Annotated in this window: 12 protein-coding genes; 6 read left to right on the top strand and 6 right to left on the bottom strand. The window is 61.3% G+C overall.

Translation table 11 applies throughout. The annotated features are described in order from the left end of the window. Positions 1-329: 329 nt before the first annotated feature. Positions 330-2,426 (bottom strand): TonB-dependent siderophore receptor, encoded by a 2,097-nt coding sequence (locus BFQ00_RS01545; RefSeq protein WP_065932421.1) that lies wholly within the window; start codon positions 2,424-2,426, stop codon positions 330-332. 111 nt (positions 2,427-2,537) lie between these two features. Beyond that, complete coding sequence (gene algW / locus BFQ00_RS01540; protein WP_057725862.1) at positions 2,538-3,698, bottom strand: Do family serine endopeptidase AlgW; 1,161 nt, start codon at positions 3,696-3,698, stop codon at positions 2,538-2,540. Positions 3,699-3,799: 101 nt separating this feature from the next. On the opposite strand from algW, the gene BFQ00_RS01535 reads away from it, so the two are divergent. The 3 genes from BFQ00_RS01535 to cysN all read left to right on the top strand — a co-directional run bounded on the left by BFQ00_RS01535 (position 3,800) and on the right by cysN (position 7,642). Further along, positions 3,800-4,558: a Nif3-like dinuclear metal center hexameric protein gene (locus BFQ00_RS01535; protein ID WP_065891506.1), complete on the top strand. Its 759-nt coding sequence runs from the start codon at positions 3,800-3,802 to the stop codon at positions 4,556-4,558. Between the two features lie 258 nt (positions 4,559-4,816). Next, a complete protein-coding gene (cysD, locus tag BFQ00_RS01530; protein ID WP_012722132.1) occupies positions 4,817-5,734 on the top strand; it encodes a sulfate adenylyltransferase subunit CysD in 918 nt (305 codons plus the stop codon). A gap of 9 nt (positions 5,735-5,743) precedes the next feature. Then, the gene (gene cysN, locus BFQ00_RS01525) at positions 5,744-7,642 is read left to right on the top strand and encodes a sulfate adenylyltransferase subunit CysN (RefSeq protein ID WP_065932420.1); all 1,899 of its coding nucleotides are present in this window, start codon (positions 5,744-5,746) and stop codon (positions 7,640-7,642) included. 445 nt (positions 7,643-8,087) lie between these two features. Here cysN and BFQ00_RS01520 read toward each other — a convergent pair whose 3' ends face one another. From BFQ00_RS01520 to BFQ00_RS01510, 3 genes are all read right to left on the bottom strand, one after another. Next, positions 8,088-8,987, bottom strand: a complete 900-nt coding sequence (locus BFQ00_RS01520) for an acyltransferase (RefSeq protein ID WP_065932419.1) — start codon at positions 8,985-8,987, stop codon at positions 8,088-8,090. After that, a complete protein-coding gene (pta, locus tag BFQ00_RS01515) occupies positions 8,988-11,087 on the bottom strand; it encodes a phosphate acetyltransferase (RefSeq protein ID WP_065888013.1) in 2,100 nt (699 codons plus the stop codon). A gap of 79 nt (positions 11,088-11,166) precedes the next feature. Continuing rightward, positions 11,167-11,457, bottom strand: coding sequence for a DUF3565 domain-containing protein (locus BFQ00_RS01510; RefSeq protein ID WP_122463691.1), 291 nt, complete (start codon positions 11,455-11,457; stop codon positions 11,167-11,169). Between BFQ00_RS01510 and BFQ00_RS01505 the strand changes: the two genes are divergently transcribed. Next, the gene (locus BFQ00_RS01505; RefSeq protein ID WP_003171645.1) at positions 11,456-11,941 is read left to right on the top strand and encodes an FKBP-type peptidyl-prolyl cis-trans isomerase; all 486 of its coding nucleotides are present in this window, start codon (positions 11,456-11,458) and stop codon (positions 11,939-11,941) included. The genes BFQ00_RS01510 and BFQ00_RS01505 overlap by 2 nt on opposite strands. A gap of 263 nt (positions 11,942-12,204) precedes the next feature. On the opposite strand, the gene rpsT is transcribed toward BFQ00_RS01505, so the two are convergent. Next, a complete protein-coding gene (gene rpsT, locus BFQ00_RS01500; RefSeq protein WP_003171647.1) occupies positions 12,205-12,483 on the bottom strand; it encodes a 30S ribosomal protein S20 in 279 nt (92 codons plus the stop codon). A 253-nt stretch (positions 12,484-12,736) separates the two neighbouring features. Between rpsT and murJ the strand changes: the two genes are divergently transcribed. After that, positions 12,737-14,275, top strand: a complete 1,539-nt coding sequence (gene murJ / locus BFQ00_RS01495) for a murein biosynthesis integral membrane protein MurJ (RefSeq protein WP_065932418.1) — start codon at positions 12,737-12,739, stop codon at positions 14,273-14,275. A gap of 119 nt (positions 14,276-14,394) precedes the next feature. Continuing rightward, complete coding sequence (gene ribF, locus BFQ00_RS01490; protein ID WP_065888011.1) at positions 14,395-15,333, top strand: bifunctional riboflavin kinase/FAD synthetase; 939 nt, start codon at positions 14,395-14,397, stop codon at positions 15,331-15,333. The last annotated feature ends 14 nt before the right edge of the window (positions 15,334-15,347 follow it).

Raw genomic sequence — 15,347 nt, 5'->3', positions numbered from 1 at the left:
GGCACCTCGCCTAGGCTCGGTGTGCCCTCTCTCCGGCTTGAATCCGTGGGCCGCCGCAATGGGCCATCCCTGGCCCAGTGCGGCTAACCCGGCGTCCTGCCGGGTTACCCACGGATTCAAGCCTGCGTTCGGCCAGCGTGGTTTAACGGGGCGCCTGAGATCAAAAGCAAAAGCGCGGCGGCCTTAGAGCCGACCGGTATCATTTGCCGGTCCGCGATCCAAATGTGGGAGGGGGGCTTGCCCCCGATGAGGGAGAGTCAGTAAGTACATCAGTGACTGACACATCGCCATCGGGGGCAAGCCCCCTCCCACATTTAGCCCCATATCTGTCAGAGGTTTAGGCTCAGGCTGACGGTGACGTTGCGCGGCTCGCCGGGGTTGACCCAGTAGCTGCTGTAGGACCGCTCGTAGTACTTCTCGTTGAACAGGTTGTTGAGGTTCAGCCCCACGGTGACATTCTCCGTCGCCTTGTAATGCGCCAGCAGGTCGACGGTGTGGTAAGCGGGCAGTTCAAAACCTGTCCCCGCCTCACCGGAGCGATCACCGACATAGGTAAACGCCGCCCCCAGGTCCGAACCGCGCAATGCGCCGTCCTGGAATTGGTACACCCCCAACAGACTGCCGCTGCGTTTGGCGACGCCGAGGATACGGCTGCCGGCAGGAATGGTTTTATCGCCCTTGGTCACTTCGGCGTCGATGTAGGCCAACGCGCCGATCACGCGGATGGCGTCGGTGACCTGCCCGGTCAGTTGCAGATCCAGGCCCTGGCTGCGCGCCTTGCCCATGGCGCGGTTGGTGTTGGTCGCCGGGTCCAGGGTCAGCACGTTTTCCTTCTCGATATGGAAGGCGGCGAGGGTGGCGCTGAGGCGGTCGTCAAACAGCTCGCTCTTGACCCCGACTTCATACCCCACACCTTCTTCGGGCTTGAAGGTCTTGCCACCGGCATCCAGGCCGCTGTTGGGCTTGAATGAGGTGGAGGCGTTGGCGAATACCCCAACCTGCGGTGTGAGTTGATAGAGCAGACCGGCGCGTTGGGTGAAGGCGTCGTGGGTTTGCCGGCTTTTGGCGTGGTTGCGGGTGAAGTCGTCGGTGCTCTGGTCGAAATGCTCGAAGCGCGCGCCCACCATGCCGCGCAGGCGGTCGGTGAAGACGATCTGGTCCTGCAGGTTCAGCGCATGGCTTTGGGTCTGCTCGAAGAAATCGGTACCGGTGCGCGTGCCATTGGGTTTTGGCTGGCCGTAGACCGGGTTGTAGAGATCAATGGGGTAGTTGCTGCCGCCAATGGCGGTCACTCGTTCCTTCTTGCGGTAGTCCTCGTACTCGGTGCCGACCAGCAGTTCATGCTGCCAGCTGCCGATATCGAACAGCCCGCGCAGTTCCAGTTGGGTGATGCTGTCGTGCCAACCGGTAGAGCGCTCGCGGTAGCGGCGGTTGACGGAGTGGCCGTCGGCGTTCAGCGCACGGCTTTCCGAGGCGTCGCCCCACAGGCTGCCTTGTTTGTAATGACTGGCCAGGCGCAGCTTCCAGGCATCGTTAAGGTGATGTTCCAGCGCGGCCTGGATGCGGTTGTTGTGGTTGCGGATATTGCCGTCGTCCGGCTCGCCAAGGAACGTGGAGTGGGACATGCCGGTGTTGGCGACAATGCCGCGGTCGAAGGTGGAGGCATGGCGCACGAATTCGCTTTCCACCAGCAGAGTGGTATCCGGGTCCAGTTCCCAACTGAAGGACGGCGCGACGAACACTCGCTTGGCGTCCACGTGATCGCGGAAACTGTGATTGTCTTCAACCGCCAGGTTCACCCGCGACAGCACGCGGCCTTCGCTGTCGAGCGGCGTATTCACGTCCAGCGCGGTGCGGTAGCGATCCCAGCTGCCCGCGCTGGTTTGCAGCGTGGTGAAGGCCTCGGGCTGGGGTTTCTTGCTGACGATATTCACTGTACCGCCTGGATCGCCACGCCCGTACAGGCTGGCGGCCGGCCCCTTGAGCACTTCGATGCGTTCGATGTTCGCCGCGTCCGGCGTGCTCGGGTAGCCGCGATTGGCGCTGAAGCCGTCCTGGTAGAACTCTGAGGTGGTGAAGCCGCGCACGCTGTATTCGTAAAGGGTCAGGCCGCCGAAATTGTTTTGCTTCGAGACGCCGCCGGCAAATTCCAGTGCACGCTCCACACTGGTGCTGCCCAGGTCCTTGAGCACCGTGGCGGGAATCACGCTGATCGATTGCGGGATATCGCGCAGGGCGGTGTCGGTCTTGGTGGCGCTGGCTGAGCGGGTCGCGCGGTAACCCTGCACCGGGCCGGTTGCCGACTCATAGGCATCGGTGGTGACGCTGATGGTGTCCAGTTCCAGGGTGTTTTCTTCGGCGTAGGCAGGGTCGAGCAGCAAACCCAGGGCCAGGCCGGCCAGGGGGGCAAATTTTCGAGACGGCATGATAGAGCGTTCCAATGTCGATATTGAAACAATATAACATGTCTAATGAGAAAGATTGCTATGTCATATCAATGCACCAGCGCCCGCGAACGGGCACGGGTGCACTGCCGCTTATTCCTCTTCCTTCACCGGTGCCGTGGCCGGCGGCGGGCGCAGGCCGATTTCCGCCGAAAGCTTGATTTCCTTGCCGTTGCGCATCACCTGGATCGCCACCTTGTCAGTCGGCTTGATCCGCGCCACCTGGTTCATCGACTTGCGGCCATCACCGGCGGGTGCGCCGTCGATGCTGAGGATCACATCGCCCAGTTGCAGGCCGGCTTTCTGCGCCGGGCCGTCGCGGAAGATCCCCGCGACCACGATGCCCGGGCGCCCGGTCAGGCCGAACGACTCGGCCAGTTCCTTGGTCAAGGGCTGGACTTCAATGCCCAGCCAGCCGCGAATCACCTGGCCGTGTTCAATGATCGACTTCATCACCTCCATCGCCAGCTTCACCGGGATCGCAAAACCGATGCCCTGGGAGCCGCCGGACTTGGAGAAAATCGCCGTGTTGATGCCTGTCAGGTTGCCATTGGCATCCACCAGCGCGCCGCCGGAGTTGCCGGGGTTGATCGCCGCGTCGGTCTGGATGAAGTCTTCGTAGCTGTTAAGGCCCAGCTGGTTACGCCCGGTGGCGCTGATGATGCCCATGGTCACCGTCTGGCCGACGCCGAACGGGTTGCCGATGGCCAGCGCCACGTCACCCACGCGCAGGCCGTCGGAGCGGCCGAGGGTGATCGACGGTAAATCCTTCAGGTCGATCTTCAGTACCGCAAGATCGGTTTCCGGATCGCTGCCCACCACGCGGGCCAGGGTCTCGCGGCCGTCACGCAGGGCCACCACGATCTGGTCGGCGCCGGTGGTCACGTGGTTGTTGGTGAGGATGTAGCCTTCCGGGCTCATGATCACCCCGGAACCGAGGCTGGACTCCATGCGGCGCTGCTTGGGCCCGTTATCACCGAAATAGCGGCGGAACTGCGGGTCTTCGAACAGGGGATGCGCCGGTTTGTTGATCACCTTGGTGGTGTACAGGTTGACCACGGCGGGGGCGGCGATGACCACGGCGTCGGCATAGGTCACCGGGCCTTGCACCACGGTGCTGGTTTGCGGGGCCTGCTGCAGGTTCACATCCAGGCTGGGCAGGCCGACCCACTGGGGATAACGCTGAATAATCAGCATCGCGATCAGCACGCCAGCCAGCAATGGCCATCCAAAAAAACGCAGCGCCTTGAGCATCAAGTAAGTCCTGACAGGTTGCAGGGGGCGCGGGAGCGCCCATAATGTCGCGCATTATACGAGGCTGTGACGCCTGCGAACCGGATATTTAGGAGTCTTTTATGGCCGTCCCCCTTACCACCCTCGTCGAGGAAGCGGACCGCTACCTTGGCAGCCTGAAAATCGCCGATTATTGCCCCAACGGCCTGCAAGTCGAGGGCCGGCCCCAGGTGATGCGCATCGTCAGCGGCGTCACTGCCAGCCAGGCCCTGCTGGACGCCGCCGTCGAAGCCCAGGCTGACCTGATCCTGGTGCACCACGGGTATTTCTGGAAGGGTGAGAACCCCTGCATCACCGGCATGAAGCAGCGTCGCCTGAAAACCTTGCTCAAGCACGACATCAGCCTGCTGGCCTACCACCTGCCCCTGGATCTGCACCCCGATGTCGGCAATAACGTGCAGCTTGCCAGGCAACTGGACATTACCGTCGAAGGCCCGCTGGACCCCGGCAACCCCAAAGTGGTTGGCCTGGTCGGCTCGCTCGCCGAGCCGCTGTCACCACGTGACTTTGCCCGTCGCGTGCAGGACGTGATGGGCCGCGAGCCGCTGTTGATCGAAGGCAGCGAGATGATCCGCCGCGTCGGTTGGTGCACCGGGGGCGGCCAGGGCTATATCGACAATGCGATTGCCGCGGGCGTCGACCTGTTTATCAGCGGCGAAGCGTCCGAGCAGACCTTCCATAGCGCCCGCGAAAACGACATCAGCTTCATCGCCGCCGGCCATCACGCCACCGAGCGTTATGGCGTGCAGGCACTGGGCGATTACCTGGCGCGACGCTTTGCCCTGGAACACCTGTTCATCGATTGCCCGAACCCGATCTGAGCCATACAGCGGGACTTAATGTGGGAGGGGGCTTGCCCCCGATTGCGGTGTGTCAGTCAGTACCTATTTCACTGATCCACCGCTATCGGGGGCAAGCCCCCTCCCACACTTGACCGCATTCCAGGCCAAACTCAGGGGTATATTCATATACCGTTTCGATCTAGTTGGCGCCCTGAATAGAAGCAGGTGCTGTGCTAGCATGCCCCGCTCGAACACGGCCCGCTGGCCGTCCACAAGATCGTTTTTCCGTGAGTAGCCATGGTCGACAAACTGACGCATCTGAAACAGCTGGAGGCGGAAAGCATCCACATCATCCGCGAGGTCGCCGCCGAGTTCGACAACCCGGTGATGCTCTACTCGATCGGTAAAGACTCCGCCGTGATGCTGCACCTGGCACGCAAGGCCTTCTTCCCGGGCAAACTGCCGTTCCCGGTGATGCACGTCGACACCCGCTGGAAATTCCAGGAGATGTACACGTTCCGCGACAAAATGGTCGAGGAACTGGGCCTGGACCTGATCACCCACGTCAACCCGGACGGTGTGGCGCAGGGCATCAACCCCTTCACCCATGGCAGCGCCAAGCACACCGATATCATGAAGACCGAGGGCCTCAAGCAGGCCCTGGACAAGCATGGTTTCGACGCTGCCTTTGGCGGCGCGCGTCGCGATGAAGAGAAATCCCGTGCCAAAGAGCGCGTGTACTCATTCCGCGACAGCAAGCACCGCTGGGATCCGAAAAACCAGCGCCCGGAGCTGTGGAACGTCTACAACGGCAACGTCAACAAGGGCGAGTCGATCCGTGTGTTCCCGCTGTCCAATTGGACCGAGCTGGACATCTGGCAGTACATCTACCTGGAAGGCATCCCGATCGTGCCGCTGTACTTCGCCGCCGAGCGCGATGTGATCGAGAAGAACGGCACGTTGATCATGATCGACGACGACCGCATCCTCGAGCACCTGTCCGACGAAGACAAAGCCCGCATCGTCAAAAAGAAAGTCCGTTTCCGTACCCTTGGCTGCTACCCGTTGACGGGCGCGGTGGAGTCCGAAGCCGAGACGCTGACGGACATCATTCAGGAAATGCTCCTGACGCGAACTTCCGAGCGCCAGGGCCGTGTCATCGACCACGATGGTGCAGGCTCGATGGAAGATAAAAAACGTCAAGGCTATTTCTAAGGGGCTGTCATGTCGCATCAATCTGATTTGATCAGCGAGGACATCCTCGCCTACCTGGGCCAGCACGAGCGCAAGGAAATGTTGCGCTTTCTGACCTGTGGCAACGTCGACGACGGCAAGAGCACCCTGATCGGGCGCCTGCTGCACGACTCCAAGATGATCTACGAAGATCACCTGGAAGCCATCACCCGCGATTCGAAAAAATCCGGCACCACTGGCGATGACATTGACCTGGCCTTGCTGGTCGACGGCCTGCAGGCCGAGCGTGAGCAGGGCATCACTATCGATGTGGCCTACCGCTACTTTTCCACCGCCAAGCGCAAATTCATCATCGCCGACACCCCGGGCCATGAGCAGTACACCCGCAATATGGCTACCGGCGCCTCCACCTGTGACCTGGCGATCATCCTGATCGACGCCCGCTACGGCGTGCAGACCCAGACCCGTCGCCACAGCTTCATCGCCTCGCTGCTGGGTATCAAGCACATCGTGGTCGCCGTCAACAAGATGGACATCAACGGCTTTGACCAAAGCGTGTTCGAGTCGATCAAGGCCGATTACCTCAAGTTCGCCGACGGCATCGCCTTCAAGCCGAGCACCCTGGCCTTTGTGCCGATGTCGGCGCTCAAGGGCGACAACGTGGTGAACAAGAGCGAGCGTTCGCCCTGGTACACCGGTCAGTCGCTGATGGAGATCCTCGAAACCGTCGAGATCGCCAACGACCGCAACTACACCGACCTGCGTTTCCCGGTGCAGTACGTCAATCGTCCGAACCTGAACTTCCGTGGTTTTGCCGGCACCCTGGCCAGCGGCATCGTGCACAAGGGCGACGAAGTCGTGGTGCTGCCGTCGGGCAAGAGCAGCCGCGTCAAATCCATCGTCACGTTCGAGGGCGAGTTGGAACACGCAGGTCCCGGTCAAGCGGTGACGCTGACCATGGAAGACGAGATCGATATCTCCCGTGGCGACCTGCTGGTACACGCCGACAACGTGCCGCAAGTGACCGACGCCTTCGACGCCATGCTGGTGTGGATGGCCGAGGAGCCGATGCTGCCGGGCAAGAAATACGACATCAAGCGCGCCACCAGCTACGTGCCGGGTTCCATCACCAGCATCGTGCACCGTGTGGACGTGAACACCCTGGCCGAAGGCCCGGCCAGTTCCCTGCAGTTGAACGAGATTGGCCGGGTCAAGGTCAGCCTGGACGCCGCCATCGCCCTGGACGGTTACGACAGCAACCGCACCACCGGCGCCTTTATCGTCATCGACCGTTTGACCAATGGCACCGTTGCGGCGGGCATGATCATTGCCCCGCCCGTGACCCATGGCAGCGCGGCGCAGCACGGCAAGTTGGCCCATGTGGCCACCGAAGAACGTGCCCTGCGCTTCGGCCAGCAGCCGGCCACGGTGTTGTTCAGCGGCCTGTCCGGCGCCGGCAAGAGCACCTTGGCTTACGCGGTTGAGCGCAAGCTGTTCGACATGGGCCGTGCGGTGTTCGTACTGGACGGCCAGAACCTGCGTCACGACCTGAACAAAGGGCTGCCGCAGGACCGCGCCGGGCGTACCGAAAACTGGCGGCGTGCCGCTCACGTGGCGCGCCAGTTCAACGAAGCCGGCCTGCTGACCCTGGCCGCGTTCGTCGCCCCGGATGCCGAAGGTCGTGAACAGGCCAAGGCGCTGATTGGCAGCGATCGCCTGCTGACGGTGTACGTGCAAGCGTCGCCATTGGTGTGCGCCGAGCGTGATCCGCAAGGTCTGTACGCTGCCGGTGGGGATAACATCCCGGGTGAGTCGTTCCCGTACGACGTGCCATTGAATGCCGACCTGGTGATCGACACCCAGGCCCTGTCGCTGGAAGACAGCGTCAAGCAAGTGCTGGAACTGTTGCGCCAGCGCGGCGCGATCTAAACCAGTACTCGGTCAAATGTGGGAGGGGGCTTGCCCCCCGATAGCGGTGTGTCAGTCAAAAGATGCAGTGACTGACACTCGGTAATCGGGGCATAGGTATCTACACAACTCAGCAGCGCCCAACCGTAACCACGATGCGAAGCGAGCCGCTCTTGATCTGCTTTTGATCTCAGGCGCCCCGTTAAACCACGCTGGCCGAACGAAGGCTTGAATCCGCGGCGGCCCACGGATTCAAGCCTTCGTTCGGGCACACCGAGCCCAAGCGAGGTGCCGAGTGGTGGGGCAAGAGCGTTTTGCTTACTTTTGCGCTTTTCAAAAGTGAGCCGCTGTAAAAGCGGAACCATTAGCAGCCGTTACCGCAGAAACGGATATGTACTCAACCCAATCCAACATCCCGCCCAACCCAGAGGCCGCTATCGGGGGCAAGCCCCCTCCCACATTTTGCTCATCTTTTGTCTGGGAAATCGGTGTGCAGCTTGTCCAGCAAGGCATCCTTGTCTTCCCACAGCTGGTTGATCCAGCCCTGGAACGCCAACCGATACTCCCCATCCTGCTCATAATTCCTGCCAATAAACTCGGCCGGAATCCGCACTTCTTCGAACTGCACCAGCACGTCCTTCACATTTCCGCACAGCAAATCCCAATACCCCGGACGCCCGGCCGGGTAGTGGATAGTCACATTCACCAGTGACTTCAATTGCTCACCCATGGCATCCAGCACAAACGCGATTCCGCCGGCCTTGGGCTTGAGCAGATAGCGAAACGGCGACTTCTGTTGCGCGTGCTTGCCCGGGGTAAACCGCGTGCCCTCGGCGAAGTTAAAGATGCCCACGGGGTTGTCGCGAAACTTCGCACAGGTCTTGCGAGTGGTTTCCAGGTCCTTGCCTTTCTTTTCCGGGTGTTTTTCCAGGTAAGCCTTGCTGTAGCGCTTCATGAACGGAAAGCCCAGGGCCCACCACGCCAGGCCAATCACCGGGACCCAGATCAGTTCCTGCTTGAGAAAGAACTTCAGCGGGCGAATCCGTCGATTGAGCACGTATTGCAGCACCATGATGTCGACCCAGCTCTGATGGTTGCTGGTGACCAGATACGAATGCTGGTAATCCAGGCCTTCGAGGCCGCTCAGGTGCCAACGCGTGCGCCGCACCAGATTCATCCAGCCCTTGTTGTTGGTGACCCAGGCTTCGTGGGTGTGATTCATCAACCATTCGCTGAAGCGCTTGGCGAAGGGCAGCGCCTTGAACAGCGCGACGATAAACAGGAACGAGCACAGCAGGATCGTGTTCAGTGCCAGCAGCAGGGACGCGATCACCCCACGTACGGCGGCAGGTAGAAAATCCAGCATTTAGATATCCATAGGTCGGTTGGCGGCTTGGATCGCGGTGAGGGCGATGGTGTATACGATGTCGTCCACCTGGGCGCCGCGTGGCAGGTCGTTGACCGGTTTGCGCAGGCCCTGGAGCATCGGCCCCAGGCTCACGCAATCGGCGCTGCGCTGCACGGCTTTGTAGGTGGTGTTGCCGGTGTTCAGGTCGGGGAACACGAATACCGTGGCCTTGCCGGCGACCTGGCTGTTGGGCGCCAATTGTCGGGCCACGCTTTCGTTGGCGGCAGCGTCGTATTGCAGCGGGCCGTCGATCAGCAGTGAGCTTTGCTGTTCGTGGGCGAGCAGGGTGGCCTCGCGGACTTTTTCCACTTCCTCGCCGCTGGCCGAATCGCCGCTGGAATAACTGATCATCGCCACGCGCGGGGCGATGCCGAACGCGGCCGCCGAGTCGGCGCTTTGCAGGGCAATTTCCGCCAGCTCCGCAGCGCTGGGGTGCGGGTTCATCACACAGTCGCCGTACACCAGCACCTGCTCGGGGAACAGCATGAAGAACACCGACGACACCAGGGTGCAGCCCGGCGCTGTTTTAATCAGCTGCAGGGCAGGGCGGATGGTATTGGCGGTGGAGTGGATAACACCGGAGACCAGGCCGTCCACTTCGTCCAGGGCGAGCATCATGGTGGCGATCACCACGGTGTCTTCCAACTGTTGCTCGGCCATCGGCGCGTTCAAACTCTTGCTCTTGCGCAGGGCAACCATGGGCTCGACGTAGCGCTGGCGGATCAGGTCCGGGTCGAGAATCTCCAGGCCTTCGGGCAAATCGATGCCGTGGGCGCGAGCGACGGCTTCCACGTCCGCCGGCTTGGCCAGCAGCACGCAGCGCGCAATGCCCCGCGCCTGGCAGATCGCAGCGGCCTGCACGGTCAGCGGCTCGCTGCCTTCGGGCAACACGATGCGCTTGTTGGCAGCCTGGGCGCGCTGGATCAACTGGTAGCGGAATACCGCAGGGGACAGGCGCATCTCCCGTGGCGTGCCGCAGCGTTGGTGCAGCCAGCGTGCATCGAGGTGGCTGGCGACGAAGTCGGTGATGATCTCCGCGCGCTCGCGGTCATCGATGGGGATTTCCTTGTTGAGGCTATTGAGCTGGTTGGCGGTGTCGTAGGAGCCGGTGCTCACCGACAGCACCGGCAACCCGGCCTGGAATGCACCGCGGCACAGCTCCATGATGCGCGGGTCGGGCAGGGTGTCGCTGGTCAGCAGCAGGCCGGCCAGCGGCACGCCGTTGATCGCGGCCAGGCTCACGGCGAGGATGATGTCGTCGCGATCGCCGGGTGTTACGACCAGTACGCCGGGCTTGAGCAGCTCCACGGTGTTGCGCATGGTGCGCGCGCAAATGATGATCTTGGTCATGCGCCGGGTTTCGTAGTCGCCGGCATTGAGGATCTGCGCACCCATCAGGTCGGCCACGTCGCGGGTGCGCGGCGCGTTGAGTTCCGGCTGGTAGGGAATGCAGCCGAGCAAGCGGAAATCACCGCTGCGCAACAACGGCGAGTGCTCCTTGAGACGCGCCGAGAACGCCTCCATGCTTTCGTCGGTGCGCACCTTGTTAAGGATGACGCCGAGTACTTTCGGGTCTTTCGGGCCGCCGAACAGTTGAGCCTGCAGTTCCACGCGACCGGACAGTTCGGTGAGCACTTCGTTTTCCGGGGCCGAGACCAGGATCACTTCCGCATCCAGGCTCTTGGCCAGGTGCAGGTTGACCCGGGCCGCGTAACTGGCGCTGCGGGTCGGCACCATGCCTTCGACGATCAGCACGTCCTTGCCCACGGCGGCTTGCTGGTACAGCGTGATGATTTCTTCGAGCAACTCATCCAGCTGGCCGTCGCCGAGCATGCGCTCCACATGGGCCAGGCCCAGGGGTTGGGGCGGTTTCAGGCCGTGAGTGCGCGCCACCAGTTCGGTGGAGCGCTCGGGGCCGGTATCGCCAGGGTGTGGCTGGGCAATCGGTTTGAAAAAACCGACTTTCAGCCCGGCTCGTTCCAGGGTACGCACCAGCCCAAGGCTGATGGAGGTCAGGCCCACACCAAAATCGGTGGGCGCGATAAAAAAAGTCTGCATGCGAATTCTCTGGAGGTGCATGGCTGGGGTGGCGCTCTATGCTTGAGCACCTACCGCGAATCAGGCGCCAAGGTTATCGTTATTCGTGCTGTTGCGCACACCAGCCGCAGGCAAAGGGTTGGCCTATTTTTTCAAGGCGTTGCGCGGGGTCGAGCACCCAGGCGCGCGACTGCCACGGCGGCTGGTGGCGCAGATGCTGGGTGTGGCCGCAGGACAGCTCGGCGACCCAGTGCAGGTCGTCGTCCTGGTGGAATCCGGTTATCGTCGAGACCGTTGGTCGGTCCCGTCCGTCCGGGTTCTGTTCGCTTTCGGACAAATCCTTGTTTAGACTTGTCCGTTCTTCATTCTTATGCAAAAGGTCTCGCCCCATGACGATCGCCGCTAACAAGGCTGTCTCCATCGACTATACCCTGACCAACGACGCTGGTGAGGTCATCGACAGCTCCGCCGGCGGCGCGCCGCTGGTCTACCTGCAAGGCGCGGGTAACATCATCCCTGGCCTGGAAAAGGCGCTGGAAGGCAAGGCAGTCGGTGATGAACTGACCGTTGCCGTCGAGCCTGAAGATGCCTACGGCGAATACTCCGCCGAACTGGTCAGCACCTTGAGCCGCAGCATGTTCGAAGGTGTTGATGAGCTGGAAGTCGGCATGCAGTTCCACGCTTCCGCGCCGGACGGCCAAATGCAGATCGTGACCATCCGCGACCTGGACGGCGACGACGTGACCGTTGACGGTAACCACCCTCTGGCTGGCCAGCGCCTGAACTTCCAGGTGAAGATCGTTGCCATTCGCGACGCTTCCCAGGAAGAAGTGGCTCACGGCCACGTTCACGGTGAAGGCGGTCATCACCATTGATTGTGGTTTGATCAATCGGTAGCAAGAACGCCCCGACTGGTTCGGGGCGTTTTTTTGTGCTCAAGAAAACACTGGAGTTCAAATGTGGGAGGGGGCTTGCCCCCGATGACGGTGTGTCAGTCAAAGTATTTCTTACTGATACACCGCCATCGGGGGCAAGCCCCCTCCCACATATTCCAGAAAACAAAAATGCCCCGGACCTTTCGGTACGGGGCATTTCTTAACTGTTACGCAACCTGAGGTCACGTGGCAGTTGTTACCACTTAGGCTGCAGCAGCAACGTTCAGAGCCTTGATGTGGCCATTCAGGCGGCTCTTATGACGAGCGGCCTTGTTCTTGTGGATGATGCCTTTATCGGCCATACGGTCGATAACTGGCACGGCCAGAACGTAAGCAGCTTGGGCTTTTTCAGCGTCTTTGGTGTCGATGGCTTTAACTACATTCTTGATGTAGGTACGAACCATGGAACGCAGGCTGGCGTTGTGGCTGCGACGCTTCTCAGCCTGTTTTGCACGTTTTTTGGCGGAAGGTGTGTTGGCCACCGTCGAGCTCCTCGAAAGACTTTTTAGGAAATAGCAAACAAAATAGGCCGCGAATCATGCCGATGACTTGATGGGTTGTCAAGAGCGGCTGATGCGAACTGCTGAGTGGTCGATCTGAAGAGGCGGGTGATTTATTTCCGGCGCTTGACCTGTAAACTCGCGAGCTTTGGCGCTGTGCTGTTGCAGGCGCGCAGTATCGCATAAGTAGGCGCTTTGTTCGCCTGCTCTTTATCTATAGGCGCAAACTCTTTCAATGAATCTGCTCAAATCGTTGGCTGCCGTCAGCTCTATCACGATGATCTCCCGGGTTTTGGGGTTTGTGCGTGACACCCTGCTGGCACGCATTTTTGGCGCCAGCATGGCCACGGACGCCTTCTTCATTGCCTTTAAACTGCCCAACCTGTTGCGCCGGATTTTCGCCGAAGGCGCGTTCTCCCAGGCCTTCGTGCCGATCCTGGCCGAATACAAGACTCAACAGGGGGAGGAGGCGACCCGCACCTTTATCGCCTATGTCTCGGGCCTTCTGACACTGGTGTTGATGCTGGTGACCGTGCTCGGCATGCTCGCCGCGCCCTGGGTGATCTGGGCCACGGCTCCCGGCTTTGCCAATACCCCGGAAAAGTTCGCACTGACCACTGATCTGCTGCGCGTGACCTTTCCTTATATATTGCTGATCTCGCTGTCATCGCTTGCCGGGGCGATTCTCAATACCTGGAATCGTTTCTCGGTGCCGGCCTTCGTGCCGACGCTGCTTAACGTCAGCATGATTATCTTCGCGCTGTTCCTCACGCCGTACTTCGATCCGCCGGTGATGGCCCTGGGGTGGGCCGTCCTGGCCGGCGGCCTGGCACAACTGCTCTACCAGCTGCCGCATTTGAAAAAGATCGGCATGCTGGTGCTGCCACGCCTGAACCTCAAGGACACCGGCGTCTGGCGCGTGATGCGCAATATGTTGCCGGCGATCCTCGGTGTGTCCGTCAGTCAGATTTCCCTGATCATCAATACGGCGTTCGCGTCGTTGCTGGTATCCGGTTCGGTGTCGTGGATGTACTACGCCGACCGCCTGATGGAGTTGCCGTCCGGCGTGCTCGGGGTGGCCCTGGGCACTATTTTGCTGCCGACCCTGGCGCGCACCTATGCGAGCAAGGACCGCCAGGAATACTCGCGCATTCTCGACTGGGGCCTGCGCCTGTGCTTCCTGCTGGTGCTGCCGTGCTCCCTGGCCCTGGGAATCCTGGCCGAACCCTTGACGGTCTCGCTGTTTCAATACGGGCAATTCGACGCGTACGACGCCCTGATGACCCAGCATGCGCTGGTGGCGTACTCCGTGGGGTTGCTCGGCATTATTGTGATCAAGGTGCTTGCGCCGGGCTTCTATGCCCAGCAAAACATCCGTACACCGGTGAAGATCGCGATCTTCACTCTGATCGTCACGCAACTGCTCAACCTGGTGTTTATCGGCCCGCTGGCCCATGCCGGCCTGGCGCTCGCGATCAGTGCCGGTGCCTGTATCAATGCCGGCCTGCTGTTTTATCAACTGCGCAAGCAGCAGATGTACCAACCGCAGCCCGGCTGGGGCGCGTTCACCCTCAAGTTGCTCGTGGCGGTCGCGGCGATGTCGGCCGTGCTGTTTGCGCTGATGCACGTGATGCCGGCCTGGGACCAGGGCCATATGCTGGAGCGCTTCATGCGCCTGGGCGTGCTGGTAATGGCTGGCGTGGTGGTGTACTTCGGGATGTTGCTGCTGCAGGGTTTTCGCCTGCGCGATTTCAATCGCAAGTCGCTGGGGTAGAGAGTTTGCCGCGATAAAACGGCTGTTTTATCGAATCGATCCATTTGGCCTGCGCTGTTGCCTGTCGTCCGGGGCCGGGTGTGGTTATAATCGACCACTTTATGAGCAAGAAGCGCGTTATGCAGCTGGTTCGAGGTCTCCACAACCTGCGCCCCGAGCACCGGGGCTGCGTCGCCACCATTGGCAACTTTGACGGTGTTCACCGTGGCCACCAGGCTATCCTGGCCAGGCTGCGCGAGCGTGCGGTCGAGTTGGGCGTGCCCAGCTGCGTGGTGATTTTTGAGCCACAGCCGCGGGAGTTCTTCACCCCGGAAACGGCGCCGGCCCGCCTGGCCCGCCTGCGAGACAAACTGCAACTGCTGGCTGAAGAAGGCGTGGACCGCGTCCTCTGCCTGGCTTTCAACCAGCGCCTGCAAAGCCTCAGCGCCGCCGAGTTTGTCGACCGCATCCTCGTCGATGGTCTCGGCGTGCAGCATCTGGAGGTCGGCGACGACTTCCGTTTTGGTTGCGACCGGGTAGGCGATTTCGATTTCCTGCAACACGCCGGCGTCAACCAGGGTTTTACCGTCGAAGCCGCGCAAACCGTCGAACTGGACGGCCTGCGCGTGAGCAGTACCCAGGTGCGTAATGCCCTAGCCGCTGCCGACTTCGCCTTGGCCGAGCGTTTGCTCGGTCGCCCGTTCCGCATCGCCGGGCGGGTACTGCACGGCCAGAAGCTGGCGCGCCAACTGGGCACGCCAACCGCCAACGTGCAACTCAAGCGCCGTCGTGTGCCGCTGACCGGGGTCTACCTGGTGAGTGTCGACATCGACGGCCAATCGTGGCCGGGAGTCGCCAACATAGGCGTCAGGCCCACGGTTGCAGGTGATGGCAAGGCCCACCTGGAAGTTCACCTTTTGGATTTTGCCGGTGACTTGTATGACCGGCGTTTAACGGTGGTTTTCCACCAGAAGCTGCGTGAAGAGCAGCGTTTCGCCTCCCTTGAGGCGTTGAAAACGGCGATCAATGCGGATGTCGCCGCCGCCCGTGCACTAGCCGCACCTAGCGCCCATCGCTAACCGAAGAGCCTTAA

The organism is Pseudomonas sp. 28 E 9 (assembly GCF_900004785.1).
Classification (GTDB): Bacteria; Pseudomonadota; Gammaproteobacteria; order Pseudomonadales; family Pseudomonadaceae; genus Aquipseudomonas; species Aquipseudomonas orientalis_A.
The sequence above is the reverse complement of the archived record's forward strand: the minus strand, read 5'-3'. Positions and strand labels throughout refer to the sequence as shown.